Origin of the sequence: Salinivibrio kushneri (assembly GCF_027286325.1) — a bacterium.
Taxonomy (GTDB): domain Bacteria; phylum Pseudomonadota; class Gammaproteobacteria; order Enterobacterales; family Vibrionaceae; genus Salinivibrio; species Salinivibrio kushneri_A.
In genome coordinates this window covers 1,534,914-1,551,152 of the sequence record NZ_CP114588.1, presented here as the reverse complement: position 1 = coordinate 1,551,152, position 16,239 = coordinate 1,534,914, and the positions used below count along the sequence as shown (strand labels likewise).

Here is a 16,239-nt window from a genome sequence, read left to right as displayed (position 1 = left end):
GTAAACTTCCATCATTTGAAAGCTTGCCAGTGATCAGCGGTGCCTATTCACGCCGTATTACTATTCAGCATCACTTGGTCTATCAAGTCCTCGAGGATGAACAAGTGGTGAAAGTGCTCAGGCTCTGGAGCCATTATGAATAGTGGCTGATTCGAATCCCTTTTTCTCATTTTTTAAGGAACAAAGTGTGAAATCTATCTTCTTTTTTAATTCGATGTTGACGCCAAAACTGGTCACCGGACTGTATTGGCTGTTGTTACTGATTGCGTTGTTCTCTGGGCTGTGCATTATGTTTGGAGCGCGATAATTATCAATCTCTCTCATCACACGTTAGCAATATGCACTACGCTAACAATACAACTGACTAAAATTTAAAGAGAAAGCTGAGCTAGCTGACAATAGCGAGCGGGTGATTTTACACCGTTGAGTGAATGAGCAAGGAATGTATATGTCTGTTTTAGATAAAGTTTTATATGTCGAGGATGACCCTGATATACGCGAAATTGCTACTCTCGCATTAGAGGATGTGGGAGGGCTCACTCTCAAAACTTGTGAGTCAGGTGAGCGAGCCTTGCAGGAAGTGGAAGGCTTTAAGCCGCAAATCATACTGCTCGACGTCATGATGCCGAATATGGATGGTCCCGAAACACTCACTGCGCTGCGGGAACGAGGGTTCGTTGATGACTCGGTACTGGTTCTTTTTATGACCGCGAAAGTTCATCCGGAAGAAGTAGCTCGCTATAAAGCGTTAGGCGTGAGTCAGGTTATCTCTAAGCCTTTCGACCCTATGACATTGGCTGACGAAATTAAGGCATTTTGGGACGAATTCGATGGACGATAACAAAAAGAATAATGACACCGAAAAGCGCCTTGAGAAGCTAAAGGAAGCGTATACTAAACGGCTGACCTCAGAGTTTAAACGGCTTCATGCTATCAATGATAAGTTGTTATCAGGCAATGATGATCATGAAACCTTAGAAGCGTTGCATGCTGGATTGCACACCATTGCAGGCGCGGCAGGAACATTTGGTTTTCCTAGTCTCGGTGAAGCCGCTCGTCATTTCGAGAGGCAGGTTGCTAACCGCTTATCTCAAGCTGAACAGCAAGCCAGTTTACCTAATGATTGGATCAAAGCGCTGGAGTCAGCGCATAACAAAGATAGCCTCTCAGCAAATCAGAGCACCACAACAATTCAGCAACCGGTCATGGAAGGGGCGCCTGTTATCGGCTTGGTCGAGCGCGATAGCATTTTAGCGAAATATGCCCAATCCCAGTTTGCTCGTTTTGGTTTTCAGGTGCATTGGGTCAAAGATGCGAACGAACTAAACCAATTAACCAGCCACGCACTGGACTTAATGCTGGTGGACCATCATGCCATTCAGAATGACACGCCTGATACCAATTTAGCGGATTTGTGGAAGATCAAGCTGCGGGACTTCAAATGCCCAATCTTCTTTATTGGCGCGGAAGAAAGTTATAAAGCCAGGTTGCAAGCATTGCGTGCAGGAGGCTCTGGCTATTACACCAAACCGTTGGACATGGCTACACTCGCGTCGAAGTTTGCGTATATGCTCGCGCACAATGATGCAGAACCTGGGCGAGTTATGATTATTGATCAAGACGCTTCTTTAGTCTCGCAATGCCAATCTGTTTTAGAAAACGCAAACATGAGCATCGAGGTAGTACCTAATCCCGAACACATTTTTGAATGTATCAGCGAGTTCAACCCTGAAGTCATTATCATTGGCGTCTGGTTATCTGAGGTTACGGGTGCAGAATTGGCCACTTTGCTGGCGCAGACAGAACACTGGGCACATCTGCCGATTATTTTCCTCTCTCGCGACCCTAATGCAGATTTGCGTCGTCAATCATTGCTTATCGACGGCGATGCCGTTCTTGAGGTGCCGGTGGATAAAGAGCTTTTGGTGAGCCTTTGTCAGCGGAGGGTCCAGCGCCTTCGGGCTTTCAATCGTACCCAGCACCAGGATAGCCTCACAGGTCTGTTGAAGCACGCGAGCATCAAAGACGCGTTGCAAAAGCAATGGCAATTGGCACAGCGTCGGTTGCAAGTGTTTAGCGTAGTCATGTTAGATATCGATCATTTTAAAAGCGTCAACGACACCTACGGTCATGCTATTGGCGATCAAGTGATTGCGGCAATTGGCACGCTAATACGCCAGCACTTTAGAAATACGGATAAGCTTGGCCGTTACGGCGGAGAAGAATTTGCACTCGTATTACCCGATTGCGATATGCACCAAGCTGAGAAACTGGTGAACCAGTTACGCGAAGACTTTGCAGCGGTTAAGTTTAAAGCAAATGATACACCTTTTTCGTGCACGCTTTCCGCCGGTATTGCCGATAATCAGCGTTTTCCAGCAGAAACAGGTGAATCCCTATTAGCGCTTGCTGATCAAGCCTTATACCGCGCCAAACATGATGGTCGAAATTGTGTGGTACAAGCAGTCATCACTTCTTAACCGCGAATACACGGGAGCTTTTGTATGCGAACGCCACCTGTTCCAGACAACGAAGTGCAGCGTCAAAAGGCGTTAGACGAAACCGAGTTGCTTAACAGCGGTGCCGACCCTCGCTTTGATCGCATTACTCGCTTATGCCTTGACTTGTTTTCTATCCCTATCGCGCTGGTGTCACTGGTCGATCGGGAGCGACAATACTTTAAGTCTCGTCAGGGGTTAGATGCCACTGAAACCTCAAGGGATATCTCTTTTTGTGGGCACGCCATTATGGGTAGTGAACCATTGATTATTGAAAACGTGCTAGACGATATGCGTTTTTGTGACAATCCACTTGTCTGTGGGGCGCCAGATATTCGGTTTTATGCGGGTATGCCGATTCACAGCAGCGAGGGTTATCGACTGGGCACGCTATGCCTAATTGATAACCAACCAAGGCAGTTTAGTGAAGAAAACGTGGCGCAACTAAAGAACCTTGCTGGCATGGTGGAGGATCTGATTTGGAGCGATACCTATCAGCGGCGTGAGTCAACAGCGTTGCAGCAACAACTGCAGGCTAGCCACGATGAAATGGCATCGCTGATTAATAACATACCAGGCATCACGTTTCGTTGTTTGCCAGATAAAAGCTGGACCATGCTCTATATCAGTAATCAAGTCGACACCATCAGTGGTTATGCCGCCGACGATCTGATAAACAATAAACGTGTTTGTTATGCAGATCTCATTCATCCTGATGATGTTTCATTGGTTGATGACGCTGTTACTAACGCGATGGCCAATAATGAAGAATGGCATATTGAGTACCGTGTTCGGCATCGTACACTGGGTTATCGTTGGGTGGAGGAACGGGGTAAATGTATTGACACAGACCCTAGGCATCCACGGGTGCTTGAAGGGTTTATTATCGATATTACTCGAGAGCGCAATGCCTTGACGCAGCTAGAGCGGCATCATCAGGCGTTAACCGTACTCACCGACATTGCCTTTTCAAGCCATAGTAGCTTGGATGATAGAATTAATCATGCTTTGGAAGAAGCCAAGCAGTATTTGCGGGCTGAACTGGCGATTGTCAGTGAAATCAAAGACGATGTGTATATAGTTAACTGGATAGTCGGACCTCCAGACTCGGTCATTGATGCAGGACAGCAGTTTGCGTTAAAAGATACGTGGTGCCAGCTGCTCATGTCAGATAATTCCCGTACCTCGGTGACGGAACAGTTTATCGCCGACACCTGCCGTCCGGAGTTCCGCCGACATCCTTGCTATGAAGCGGCACCGTTAGGTAGTTATGCAGGTGTGGTTATCTATGTCTATGGTCGTCCTTGGGGCACATTGAACGTGTCGTCTTCTCGTGCGCGTTCGGAAGGTTACAATGATGGTGAAAAGCTATTTCTGCGTCTATTGGGCAACTGGTTATCTGATGTACTGACCCAAAATTTGAGCCAGCAACGGCTAACCAAATTAGCGGCATTGCTACCGGGAACGCTGTACCAATTCCGTCGCTTTCCCGATGGGCGGATGGTTTTTCCCTATAGCTCCCCTCAAATAGAATCTTTGTACGGCATTACACCAGAGCAGGCCGCTGAAGACGCCACGCCAGCGTTTGAACGTATCCATCCTGGTGATATCGAAGCTATCCAGCAATCCATTGAGCATTCGGCAGACACGTTAGAATATTGGCAAGCGACCTACCAGAGTGATTGTCCAGGAAAGGGGTACCGTTGGATTTCGGGTGAGGCGCGGCCAGAAAAAATGATTGACGGCAGTGTTTTGTGGCATGGTTATTTGCAGGATGTTCACGAACATCACCAAGCACGCTTGGCTCTAGAACAGAGCGAGGCAAGGTTGCGTGGTCTTTTTGACTTCTCCCCGATCGGTATCGCGTTAAACGATTTTGAAACTGGACAATTTCTTGACTTAAATGATGCCCTCATAGCGCCCACAGGTTATACGCGCGAAGAGTTCGTTTCCCTCAGTTATTGGGATGTCACGCCCAAAGAATATGAGCCAGAAGAGAAAAAAGCGCTGGCAAGTATGCAGAACACAGGTCGCTATGGGCCGTTTGAAAAAGAGTACATCCGAAAAGATGGCAGTCGATATCCGGTACGTCTGCAAGGCATGCTGAGCACGGAGTTGGATGGAAGAAAGGTGATTTGGTCTCTTGTCGAAGACATTACTGAACGCAAAAAACTCGACAAAATGAAAGATGAATTTATTGCCACTGTCAGTCATGAACTGCGCACTCCATTAACGTCGATCAAAGGCGCGTTAGGGCTATTGAATGGCGGTGCAACTGGAGATTTACCGCCAAAGGCGAATCAGTTGCTGAGTACGGCTGAACGGAATGCAACACGTTTAAGCTTACTGATAAACGATTTGTTAGATATGGAAAAGCTTGTCGCAGGAAAAATGCTAATTCAATTAAAAAAACAAGAGCTTGGCCCGCTACTAAATGACGCGATAGAGTCTGTTAAATCCTACCAGCATCAAAACCCGATACAAATACACACCCCGAATAACTGGCCGACGGTGATGGTCAATGTTGACGGAGCAAGATTGATTCAAGCATTAACCAATTTACTGTCCAATGCGATCAAATTCTCCCCTGAGGAAGGGCAGGTGGACGTATCTGTCACAAAAAGCCGTAAAGACGTTGAAATTAGTATCCGAGATTATGGGCCCGGCGTGGACAAGGAGTTTCAAAACCGACTGTTCCAGCGTTTTAGTCAGGCTGACAGCAGTGATAATCGAAAATTACCTGGTACAGGGCTAGGGCTGGCTATTACGCGGGAAATTTGCCAACAGATGGATGGCGATGTGGGTTACCGCGATGCTGAGGGCGGCGGGGCATTGTTTTTTATTCAGTTGCAGGTTGAACAATGAACGTAATTACCAAGCAGGTAATGGCCACGCTGTCCCTGGCTGTTGTTGCCTTCGTCGGTAACATGATCAGTTTGCCGCTATTCTTTGGTGTGCATTTTATCTTTGGTTCTGTGGTTGTCATGCTGGCCATCAGGTTGCTCGGGTTATGGCCAGCTGTGTTCGTGGCGCTAGCTGGCGGCTCCTACACCTGGATACTCTGGGGCCACCCTTACGCGATGGCGACACTGGTATTGGAAGCATTTGCGGTTAGTTTACTGTTCCGCCGCGGTATAAAGAACTTAGTACTCGCGGATCTCGCGTTCTGGTTGGTGGCTAGCCCGGTCGTACTTACACCGCTCTACACCATTGTCATTGGTATGGATGCCAGCTCTACCATCATGATTACTCTGAAACAAGCCTTGAACGGTGTGTTCAACGCACTCATTGCAGGATTAATAGTAAAACTGCTGGTTTGGCGTTTTCAGAGTGGCGCCATAAATTGGTTACCAGCAAAAATACGGCTTCAGGAGCTGCTTTTTGATGCCCTGTTATGTCTGACCCTTATCGCGGGGATGACGCCCATCATTATTAACAATCAAAATAATATAATAAAAAACCAGCAAGAGGTTGCGGAGGAACTAGCGTTTGTTGCCCAAAGTGTGGTGGGGCTTCTTAACCAGCAACCCGACCTTTCGCTTGATAGTCAAAAGAGAGCACTACTTTCGTCACTACCTCAAGGTGCGTCTGGGGTGGCAATATTGAATAGCAAGGGCACACCGACAGTGCAGGTGGGTCGTTTACGCTCTATGTTACCGGGGGAGATTAGAGCAGTGGACAGTGTCGACAACCTGTCTATTTGGTTGCCGAAATCCGGAGATAATTTGGTTAACCGTTGGAAAGCGGGTTTTTATCAATATCAATTACCAATAGCAGACCGGCCCAACGTGTCTACATTGCTTGTAGAGCGGCCCGCAGCACCACTGATAAAAAATATTGAAAGTAAGCGCAATCAGAGCTTTACGGTGCTGTCGGGTATTGCTTTTTTGAGTATACTCGCCGCTTTTGTACTGAGCCGAATCCTAATTCAACCTCTAAACAGACTGGATAAAGCAAGCCGTCATCTACCGGAAAAAATACGCTATCAAGCGAGTGTTGTGCTGCCTCAAAGCCGAGTAGCAGAATACGCTGTCTTGTCGACATCACTGCAAGATATGAGTCATGCGCTTAGCTATAACTTCCGTGAATTGGAGAAAGCTGAGGCGAATCTTACGGAGGAAGTGCAAAATCGCACCCAAGAACTGGCGAGAACTTCCGATCTATTGAGTAATATATTGGCCGCCTCGACTGAGGTTGCGATTATCGCCACCGACACCAAAGGGGGGATTACCTTATTCAACACCGGCGCTGAAAGACTACTTGGTTATCAGTCCTCAGAGATCGTCGATAAAGTTAGCCCTGCACTGTTTCATGTACCTGAAGAGGTGGAAGAAAGAGCTCAGACGTTAACGGACCAGTTGAATCGTCCGATAACTGGGTTCGATACCTTCGTGGCGATTCCGATGTTAGAAGGTGCAGAAACGCGTGAATGGTGTTATATCCATAAACAAGGCCATCATATCCCCGTTACATTGACAGTGACGGCGATATACGACGATCGTCAAACGATTGCCGGTTTCCTCGGCATTGCCCAAGATATCACCGAACGTAAACGCCATGAGCAAATGAAGAATGAGTTCATTTCTACGATTAGTCATGAATTACGTACGCCACTCACCTCGGTGTCCGGGGCATTGAGTTTGGTGCGAAGTGGACGCCTGGGTGAGATCCCTGATAAAGCCCAAAAAATACTCGACACTGCACATCGTAATAGCGAGCGGTTAACCTTGTTGATCAACGATTTACTCGATATCGAAAAAATAGCGGCCGGCCAGTTGTATTTTGATATGCACGTTCAACCTATTGATCCCATCCTAGAGCAATGTTTAGAAGAAAATAAAGCATACGGTGCAGAGCGACAAGTCGACATTATCTTGAACAGTGAAACGGCGGATGTCGAGGTTCGGGTAGATAAACAAAGGCTGAAGCAAGTCATGGCTAATCTGCTATCTAATGCGATCAAGTTCTCGCCTGATGGAGCCACGGTCATCATCGATTCCGCAGTGAATGAAAAGCAAGTTATCGTCAGTGTCATTGACCAAGGTTGTGGGATTGCTGAAGACTTCCGACCCAAGCTGTTTGAGAAGTTTGCACAAGCTGACAGCACAGATACTCGTCAAAAAGGCGGTACGGGGCTGGGGTTAGCGATTACTCGTGAACTCATTGAGAATATGAATGGAACGATCCACGTTGAATCAACAGAAGGCAAAGGGTCACGTTTTTACTTTCAGCTGCCTGTGTATGAAACGGCGAAAATGAAACCGACTGTTCAGGGTAGGCTGACTGATTCGAGTGTTGGTGATAAGCCAGATTCAGATATGGATGCTTTGTATAATATCCTGATCGTAGAAGATGATCCCGACGTCGCCAGCCTGTTAAGAATGATGCTGGAAGATTCGGGATATCGGGTTGAGATCAGTCACGATGGCATGACAGCGTTAAGCGCGTTAGAAGCGAAGCATTATGATTTAATCAGTCTCGATTTAATGCTGCCCGATATTGATGGGCTCGATATTATTCGCCGTATAAGACAGCATGCTGAAACGGCTGATATTCCTATCGTCGTGGTGTCTGCAAAAATGGAGCAGGGGCGTTTAGCGCTCAATGGTGACGTTGAAAATATTGAGTGGTTAGCCAAACCCATCGAGCACAAACAACTTATCAGCTTGGTACAACAACAGTTGCTGAATGCGACACATGCAAAAATTTTGCATGTTGAAGATGATATGGATTTACATCGAATCGTTCAGGCGATGATCAGTGATTATATGACCATCGATCATGCGCTCACACTGGACCAAGCTCAATCGTTGATAGCGCAACACACGTATGATGCGATCTTGCTGGATATTGGCTTACCCGACGGTGTTGGTTGGAATTTAATCCCGCAGATTAAAGAGACACAGCCGACAGCGTCGATCATTGTGCTAACAGGGGAAGAGGTAAGCGCTGCTCGTTACGGTATCGTGCATGATGTGTTACTGAAAAGACGACTGACAACGGAAAAATTAGTCGATGTTATCGGTAAGCGCATTAGGGGTCAGCGCTTGTGCTCAAGCGATGAACCTGTGCGCTAACAGAGAATTTGTCAACGTGACTGAAACACCCGGTGTGCACCAGCATGATTGTGTCCATTGATGCATGAAAATGCGGCTACAAACAAAAAAGCCAGCGTGAGGCTGGCTTTTTAGCAAGATTATCGGCGCCTTATTCTTGATACAGGCCGAGGTTTTCTTTGGCGTAGGCTTCAAATTCAGTAAAGCCGCCAACGTGCGCTTGGTCAACAAAGATTTGTGGCACGGTTTCAACCGGCTTGCCGACGGTTTTTTCTAGGTCGGCTTTGCTAATACCTTCTGCGTGGATATCCACATAGCGGTAGTTGAAATCTTCACGGCTTGTTTTCAATTCTTCAGCCAAATCTTTTGCGCGAACACAGAATGGGCAGCCAGGGCGGCCAAAAATTACGACGAACATAGTCATCTCCTTTAGCGTTAATGGTCTTACTATGCCTGATAGGCGAACGTTAGAAAAGATGAATTTCCCTTTTGCACCAATAGGAAAAATCGATGATAAGCGCCAAGAGGTGCCAATGCCTGTGGTGCCGTAGTTGCGGAATTGGTGGGGAATAAAGTGCCAGAGTAAGGTGATTGCTTCCATGTGTATAAAGGTGTAAAACCTCTACGTCCCTCTTTTACGGCTCAACGTCAAGTAAGGAAGCACAATGAATCCAACGATTGAGACACTTCTTTCTCACCGCTCTATTCGCAAATTTACGCAAGATGCCATTTCTCCCGAGCAATTAACCCAGATTATCGATGCGGCGCGCGCGGTATCCAGCTCAAGCTTTTTACAGTGCACCAGCATTATCCGTGTCACGGACAAAGAAAAACGACGCTTGCTGGCGGAATACGCGGGCAACCAAGCGTATGTGGCCGACTGTGCCGAGTTTTTAGTGTGGTGTGCGGACTTTCATCGCCATGAGCAAATTAACCCTAATGCCAAATTGGGCTTTACCGAGCAGACGCTTATCGGTGCGATTGATGGTGCCATCATGGCGCAAAATGCGATGGTGGCGGCAGAGTCGATGGGCCTAGGCGGCGTATATATCGGCGGCTTACGCAATCAGCCGGAAAAGGTGGCTGAACTACTGGCGATGCCCAATCATGTGATGCCTTTGTTTGGTATGTGCTTGGGTGTACCGGCGCAAGACCCAGAAACCAAGCCTAAGTTGCCTGCACAGCTTTTGGTGCACGAAAACAGCTATCAAGCCATTGATGAAGCGGCGCTAAGCGACTATGACAACCAAGTGCGCGAGTATTATCAAACCCGCACGGGGGGCAATAAAGACATGAGCTGGAGCGAGCAGATCTCCGCCACGTTAGAAAAAGAAGCGCGTCCGTTTATGAAAGACTTTCTGCACAGCAAAGGGTTTAGCACCCGTTAAAAAAGCGCCTAAAAGTGATGGGTAAAAAAGCAGCGTTTTGCTGCTTTTTTATTATTTATCGCCTCAGTTTGTCCAGTTTGCTATCTGATTTGATCGATTTATTGTCTAATCCTGCCGCTAAGCGCTAAAACCTATTTACATCTGTCCTGTAAACCGTAAGATTGCCGCGTTTTTGCGCGTGATAATCACTTTTATCTGACACTATCCGCGCTCATTTTCAACATTAAATTGTTTTTATACGAAGTAGGGCTCTAATGGAAAACAAACTGGCTAATCCTGCCCCTTTGGGGTTGATGGGTTTCGGCATGACCACGGTATTATTGAACATTCACAATGCGGGCTTTTTCCCCATTGATAGTATGATTTTGGCGATGGGTATTTTTTATGGTGGCTTGGCGCAAGTGATTGTCGGCATCATGGAATTCAAAAAGGGCAATACCTTTGGTACCACGGCATTCACCTCTTATGGCCTGTTTTGGCTGACGCTAGTAGGGCTAATTGTCATGCCAGAAATGGGGATTGCTCAACCGAGCCCAGCCGGCTTTATGGGTTGGTACTTGGTGATGTGGGGCGTATTTACCGGCTTTATGTACATCGGTTCACGTCGTTACTGCCTAGCGAAGCAGTTTGTCTTTGCTAGCTTGACCGTACTTTTCTTCTTGCTGGCGGCACGCGATTTTACCGGCAGTGCATTGATTGGCACCATTGCGGGCTTTGAGGGCATTGTGTGTGGCTTGAGTGCGATTTACTTCGCGATGGCGCAGGTGCTTAACGAAGAATATGGCCGTACTGTGTTGCCTGTTGGCGAGCAAAAAGCAACGTTAGCGCCACAAACCGCGTAAACGCCTGATAGATTAGATTGTTCAGATCTAAAAAAGCTCGGCCATGTGAGTGGCCGAGCTTTTTTTATGCGCGATTAAGCCTAACAGTAAAGGATTAACACATCACTTTAACGGCCAATCCACCTTGTGAGGTTTCGCGATATTTGGCGTTCATGTCTTTACCGGTTTCCATCATGGTTTCAATCACTTTATCCAGTGATACACGCGGCTCTGACGAACGTTGAAGGGCCATGCGTGAGGCATTAATGGATTTCACCGCGGCAATGCCGTTGCGCTCAATGCAAGGCACTTGTACTTGCCCGGCAACCGGGTCACAAGTGAGGCCTAAGTTGTGTTCCATGGCGATTTCGGCTGCCATACAAACTTGGTGTGGGCTACCACCCATCAGCTCAGCCAGGCCAGCGGCGGCCATGGAGCAGGCAACGCCGACTTCACCTTGGCAACCCACCTCTGCCCCAGAGATGGAGGCGTTTTGCTTGTACAAACCACCAATTGCACCGGAGGCGGCAAAAAAGCGGGTGTAGGTTTGCTTATCAACCGGCTCGATAAACTTATCATAGTAAGCAAGCACCGCAGGAATAATGCCACACGCACCATTGGTGGGAGCGGTGACTACGCGGCCTCCGGCGGCGTTCTCTTCGTTTACGGCAAAGGCGAACATGTTCACCCAATCGACCACGGCCATGGGGTCAATGTTGTATTTTTCGCTGGTTTTTAATTGGTGACGTAAGGCGGCAGCACGGCGCGGCACGCGCAGCGGACCAGGTAATACGCCTTCGTTTTCCATCCCGCGGTCCATACACGCCTGCATGGTTTTCCAAATGTCAGCGAAGTAGGTATCAATCTCGTCTTGGCTGTGCATACTGCGCATGTTGGCCATCACCAAGCCGCTGATCGAAAAACCGGTTTCTTGGGTAAGTGCCAGTAAGCCATCTGCGCTATTGAAGTCGTAAGGGACTTGCACTTTTTGCATGGCGGGCTGACCAAACTCGGCTTCTTCAACAATAAAGCCACCGCCAATCGAGTAATAGGTCTTACTCAGCACGCATTCATCGCCTTGCCAAGCATGGATTTGCATGCCGTTCTCGTGCAGTGAGAGGTTAGAGGTATGAAAGTTCATCCCTCCGTCGCGTGGAAAGGCCACCGCATGTTGCTGCTCACCTAGTGGCAATTGCTCTGTTTCTTCTACCCGTTTAATAAAGCTGGGAATTGAATCGATATCAACGGTTTCAGGGCTGTTGCCCGCTAAGCCCATAATGGTAGCGATGTCGGTGTGATGGCCTTTACCGGTGAGTGATAATGAGCCGTATACGTCAACCGTGACGCGATCGACGTCGGTTAAACGCTGACTGGCGGTTAGCTCATCAACAAAGCACTTGCCCGCTTTCATTGGGCCAACCGTATGAGAACTGGACGGGCCAACGCCAATCTTAAAAATGTCAAAAACACTGATCATGTGTCTACCTCAGTCAATGCCCTAAGGGCAATGGATTTAGTGTTTACGCCATCCGTCCATGGTATTGACTGTGATGGCAAGCGCTCGCTCGCCAAAATGAAAAGGAGCAGCCTTCACTGCTCCTTGTTAGCCGCAAACATCGATGGATGCGGTTGGGCATAGCGCCCAATGCAGCAGTCCTATAGCGCCTGCTGCGCGCGCTGTGTTCGATTAAGCAAGACGGCTGATTCAGAATCGTTAGTGATTAAGAGATCATGCTGTACGTAATCGCAGAAATTGCTACCAGTCCCATAATCAGAACAAAGGCGTTGCTGATTGTACCTGAATATTTCTGCATTGCTGGCACGTTTTTCACGGCATACATTGGCATAATAAACAGGATGGTGGCAATGATTGGGCCGCCAAGTGATTCAATCATCCCCAAAATGCTTGGATTTAGGGTGGCGACTAACCAAATGGTCAGGATCATGAATACCACGGTGAACACGTCGATTTTTTTGCGATCAACCGGTTTACCCATGCTGCGCAGGGTTTTGGTGGCAATTCCGTTCAGGCCTTCACGTGCGCCTAAGTAGTGACCAAAGAACGAGGACACAATCGCAACAAAGGCGACCAGTGGACCTAAGAAGGAAATGAACGGGCTTTCATGTTTGTTGGCCAAGTAAGAAAGAATTGCGATGTTTTCCGCTTTCGCCGCTTCTAGATCTGCTGGCGTCAGTGACAGCACGCAAGAGAATACGAACAACATCACGAAACCGACCAACATGGCAGCTGAGCGCATCAGGATCTGGCCAGACTTGTATTCCGCGTCGTCACCGTGATCACGGCGCTGGGCCAATGAAAAAGACGAGATCGCAGGGCTGTGGTTAAAGGCGAAAACCAGTACCGGAATCGAGATCCAAAGGGTAACGGCAAAGTCACCCGCAGACGGCACTTGCGATAACGCAGCGGTGTTCCACTCTGGGATCAGGTAGATGGACATAAAGACCAAGATCCCAACCAGTGGGTAAACCAAGAACTGGGTCACGCGCAGCATCATTTTTTCGCCCAGTAGCATTACTGCCATCATGCCGAGAATCAGTGCTAATGAGAGAATCGCACGTGGCGGCGATGCCATGCCAAGCTGGTTGACCAAGAAGGAGTCGACGGTGTTGGTGATACCCACACCGTAGATCAACACAATCGGATAAATAGCGAAGAAATACAGCAAGGTGATCAGTTTGCCCGCGCCAACACCAAAGTGCTCTTCAACCACTTCAGTAATGTCGCTACCCGCATTTTTAGAAGATAAAACAAAACGAGAGAGGCCGCGGTGGGCAAAGAAGGTCATTGGGCCAACAAGCAGAGTCATGACCACAAGTGGCCAGAAGCCGCTCATGCCTGCGTTGATAGGAAGGAAAAGAATACCCGCGCCAACCGCGGTGCCAAAAAGGGAAAGCGCCCAGGTTGTATCTTGTTTGGTCCAGCGCGGGCGCGTGGTTGCGCGGGTACCAGTCGTCGAGGTTGTTTGCATAACAATACTACTCACATTGTAGGGAACAGGAATCAGGGAAGGCGATTCTGGCGATTTCCACACAGAAAACCAAGAGCTAGATCGCTATATGAAAAGCAGTGCGCAGACTATTGCACCAAAATGTGATGACTATCAATAACGGAAGCTGTATTGGTCGGACAAGTAGGCATGATTGTATGGATATTTTTTGGATAAATATGCATCAACATGCGTCTAAAGCCATTCCATAAGTATGGTTATTGGTCAGTTAATTAATGGGTGTGGGTGGTTGGTTAATGGTTATTTGAGGGTAAAAACAACGTGATCTGGCTGATCAGTGCACGGAGTAGTTGCGCGGTGGCGCCCCAAATCAGTCTGTCTTGGTGATAAAACGCACACACAGGATGCCACTGGCCATAAAGTAAGAAAGACTGCTCGCGAATATGACCCGGACGACAAAGAGTATCTAACGGCACTTCAAAGCAGGCGGCGACTTCATTGTCATCAAGATAAGGTTGATAATCCGGTGCCACCCACGCGAGTACCGGATGAATGTAGTAGCCGGTGACGGTAGGGAGCGGGCATAAGTGGCCAATAATGGCGTCAGGGGCAACACGAATCCCGGTTTCTTCCCACATTTCTCGCGTCGCGGTGGCGGTGTTATCTCTGTCAGAAGGCTCCCGCTTGCCGCCTGGAAAACTGACTTGACCAGGATGATGTTTTAGGTGACTCGCGCGTTGGGTCAATACTAGTTGGATCCCGTTTTCGCGCGGTACCAAGCCGATTAGCACCGCCGCGGGTTGAAAATCGGCCCCACCTAAAATTCTGGGTGAGAGGCGAACGCGATTCAAAATGCGGCTATCGTGGCGCGCCAGCGGCGTTAACGAAAACGCTCGGGTCACATCGGCAGGCGACAATGGGTGGCCTGGCTCGTGACATATGGGTTGAGGATGAGTCGAGGGCGCAGGCCAAGAAGCTGCTTTAGCGCGTAACGTACAGCGGATAGGCGTGAAATAAGCATGTTCCTCGGCGATTAGCGTCATCGTTACTCCGTTAAATCAGTTAAAGGGGCAGCCAAGTTATCATCGTCTGCCAGCACGGGGAGGATGTGGCTGACTTTGTCGAGCGTTTCTTGATACTCGGCATCTGCCTTGCTATCAGCGACCAAACCGCCACCGGCCCATACGTGCAGTTGACCTTGGTGGCCGACCAGAGTGCGAATGGTAATACTCGAATCCATCCGGCCACAGCGGCTGAGGTAGGCAAAACTGCCGCAATAAATATGGCGGCGGTGTGGCTCCAGCTCTTCAATAATCTCCATTGCACGTACTTTGGGGGCTCCAGTAATTGAGCCACCGGGAAAAGCCGCGCGGAGCAGATCGAGGCCTGTTTTTTCTTCAGGGAGTCTGCCTGTGACCGTGCTCACCATATGATGGACGGCAGGAAAGCTCTCTATATCAAAGAGTTTAGGCACAGAAACCGAACCTGGCGAGGCAACTCGGCCAATATCGTTCCTGAGCAAGTCGACGATCATCAAGTTTTCAGCGCGATCTTTTTCCGCCGATTTCAGTGCTTCAGCGCTCTCTGCGTCTTGCTGAGGGTCGGTATAGCGAGGACGCGTGCCCTTAATGGGCTTGGTTTCAATCTGTTGGTTGTGCAGAGAGAGAAAGCGCTCGGGCGAGACCGATAAGATGGCACTGTCCGCTAAGCGAATAAAGCCAGAGAAGGGCGCACCATTACGGGTTGCTAATTTGCGATACGCTTGCCACTCGTCACCTTGATAGGAGGCGGAAAAGCGTTGAGCTAAGTTGATTTGGTAGCAATCACCGGCATGTAAATAGGCCTGTACTTGAGCAAATTTTTGTTGGTATTGCGTCTCGGTCATGTTGGCGTGCCAGCGCTCTGTCAGGGCGAAGGGCACTTTGGAGGCGGGTGCTTTTTGACGGCTGAGCCATTGCCAGCGCTGGTCGCTGTCTGGTGCAATCACCACCGCTTGATGCTGATGATGATCAATCATTACCGCCCAATCATAGAGGCCGACCGCCATATCCGGCACCGAGAGCTCGTCTTTGGCGAGCGTCGGCAATGTCTCAACACAGCGCCCTAAATCATAGCCAAAATACCCGAGAGCACCGCCGGCAAATGGCCAGGGAGCGATTTCAGAAACCGCCGGTAACAGCTGTGCTTGTAATTGTGCGACCCAGTGAAAAGGATCGCGAGAGTCAGTGGTGCTGTGTCCATCGGGATAACGCGTGGTTACTTGGTTGTTACGCGCCGTCACAGTTGCCACAGGGTCGGCAACCAGAATATCGAAGCGACTATCCGGGTGTGTTCGCGTCGCTGAGTGAAGCAGCATCGCCCAAGGCTGGTGGGCAATCTTATCAAACAAAGTTAATGCAAGATCCGGCGCGTAGTCGATGGGTGTGGTGGTGAGCTTCATGGCGTTTTGTGGTTGCATTCTTCTTTTTGTGATCACGGTTAAGACGCCGTGTGGCGCCCAGATAGCG

11 protein-coding genes are annotated in these 16,239 nt (G+C 48.8%); 6 read left to right on the top strand and 5 right to left on the bottom strand.

Going from position 1 to position 16,239, the window contains the following annotated elements; genetic code table 11:
• Positions 1-448: 448 nt before the first annotated feature.
• From N8M53_RS07250 to N8M53_RS07235, 4 genes are read left to right on the top strand one after another with little or no spacing between them, the layout of a single operon-like run.
• Complete coding sequence (locus tag N8M53_RS07250; protein ID WP_269578291.1) at positions 449-841, top strand: response regulator; 393 nt, start codon at positions 449-451, stop codon at positions 839-841.
• The gene (locus N8M53_RS07245) at positions 831-2,480 is read left to right on the top strand and encodes a diguanylate cyclase (protein WP_269578290.1); all 1,650 of its coding nucleotides are present in this window, start codon (positions 831-833) and stop codon (positions 2,478-2,480) included. Before N8M53_RS07250 ends, N8M53_RS07245 begins: the two co-directional genes overlap by 11 nt.
• A 24-nt stretch (positions 2,481-2,504) precedes the next feature.
• Entirely contained in the window at positions 2,505-5,363 is a 2,859-nt protein-coding gene (locus N8M53_RS07240) for a PAS domain-containing protein (protein WP_269578289.1), read from the top strand.
• Positions 5,360-8,575, top strand: a complete 3,216-nt coding sequence (locus N8M53_RS07235; protein WP_269578288.1) for a response regulator — start codon at positions 5,360-5,362, stop codon at positions 8,573-8,575. The genes N8M53_RS07240 and N8M53_RS07235 overlap by 4 nt, the downstream gene beginning before the upstream one ends.
• 130 nt (positions 8,576-8,705) lie before the next feature.
• Here the strand turns inward: N8M53_RS07235 and N8M53_RS07230 are convergent, their stop codons facing one another.
• A complete protein-coding gene (locus N8M53_RS07230) occupies positions 8,706-8,972 on the bottom strand; it encodes a GrxA family glutaredoxin (RefSeq protein WP_077458277.1) in 267 nt (88 codons plus the stop codon).
• A 247-nt stretch (positions 8,973-9,219) separates the two neighbouring features.
• Here N8M53_RS07230 and nfsA point away from each other — a divergent pair, with 247 nt between their 5' ends.
• On the top strand, positions 9,220-9,942 hold the full coding sequence (nfsA, locus tag N8M53_RS07225) for an oxygen-insensitive NADPH nitroreductase (RefSeq protein WP_046073117.1): 723 nt from the start codon (positions 9,220-9,222) through the stop codon (positions 9,940-9,942).
• A gap of 254 nt (positions 9,943-10,196) precedes the next feature.
• Positions 10,197-10,784, top strand: coding sequence for an acetate uptake transporter (locus tag N8M53_RS07220; RefSeq protein WP_046073118.1), 588 nt, complete (start codon positions 10,197-10,199; stop codon positions 10,782-10,784).
• A gap of 94 nt (positions 10,785-10,878) precedes the next feature.
• On the opposite strand, the gene N8M53_RS07215 is transcribed toward N8M53_RS07220, so the two are convergent.
• The 4 genes from N8M53_RS07215 to pabB form a co-directional block, all read right to left on the bottom strand.
• Entirely contained in the window at positions 10,879-12,240 is a 1,362-nt protein-coding gene (locus N8M53_RS07215) for an L-serine ammonia-lyase (RefSeq protein WP_269578287.1), read from the bottom strand.
• 244 nt (positions 12,241-12,484) lie between these two features.
• The gene (locus tag N8M53_RS07210; protein ID WP_269578286.1) at positions 12,485-13,753 is read right to left on the bottom strand and encodes a serine/threonine transporter; all 1,269 of its coding nucleotides are present in this window, start codon (positions 13,751-13,753) and stop codon (positions 12,485-12,487) included.
• 272 nt (positions 13,754-14,025) lie between these two features.
• Positions 14,026-14,775 (bottom strand): NUDIX hydrolase, encoded by a 750-nt coding sequence (locus N8M53_RS07205; RefSeq protein ID WP_269578285.1) that lies wholly within the window; start codon positions 14,773-14,775, stop codon positions 14,026-14,028.
• Between the two features lie 2 nt (positions 14,776-14,777).
• Positions 14,778-16,190 (bottom strand): aminodeoxychorismate synthase component 1, encoded by a 1,413-nt coding sequence (pabB, locus tag N8M53_RS07200; protein ID WP_420066574.1) that lies wholly within the window; start codon positions 16,188-16,190, stop codon positions 14,778-14,780.
• Positions 16,191-16,239 lie beyond the last annotated feature (49 nt).

Coding starts and splice junctions, on each gene's coding strand:
- N8M53_RS07245 (WP_269578290.1), top strand. CDS start 831: ATGGACGATAACAAAAAGAATAATGACACCGAAAAGCGCCTTGAGAAG.
- N8M53_RS07220 (WP_046073118.1), top strand. CDS start 10,197: ATGGAAAACAAACTGGCTAATCCTGCCCCTTTGGGGTTGATGGGTTTC.
- pabB (WP_420066574.1), bottom strand. CDS start 16,190: ATGCAACCACAAAACGCCATGAAGCTCACCACCACACCCATCGACTAC.
- N8M53_RS07250 (WP_269578291.1), top strand. CDS start 449: ATGTCTGTTTTAGATAAAGTTTTATATGTCGAGGATGACCCTGATATA.
- N8M53_RS07235 (WP_269578288.1), top strand. CDS start 5,360: ATGAACGTAATTACCAAGCAGGTAATGGCCACGCTGTCCCTGGCTGTT.
- N8M53_RS07210 (WP_269578286.1), bottom strand. CDS start 13,753: ATGCAAACAACCTCGACGACTGGTACCCGCGCAACCACGCGCCCGCGC.
- N8M53_RS07230 (WP_077458277.1), bottom strand. CDS start 8,972: ATGTTCGTCGTAATTTTTGGCCGCCCTGGCTGCCCATTCTGTGTTCGC.
- N8M53_RS07240 (WP_269578289.1), top strand. CDS start 2,505: ATGCGAACGCCACCTGTTCCAGACAACGAAGTGCAGCGTCAAAAGGCG.
- N8M53_RS07205 (WP_269578285.1), bottom strand. CDS start 14,775: ATGACGCTAATCGCCGAGGAACATGCTTATTTCACGCCTATCCGCTGT.
- nfsA (WP_046073117.1), top strand. CDS start 9,220: ATGAATCCAACGATTGAGACACTTCTTTCTCACCGCTCTATTCGCAAA.
- N8M53_RS07215 (WP_269578287.1), bottom strand. CDS start 12,240: ATGATCAGTGTTTTTGACATTTTTAAGATTGGCGTTGGCCCGTCCAGT.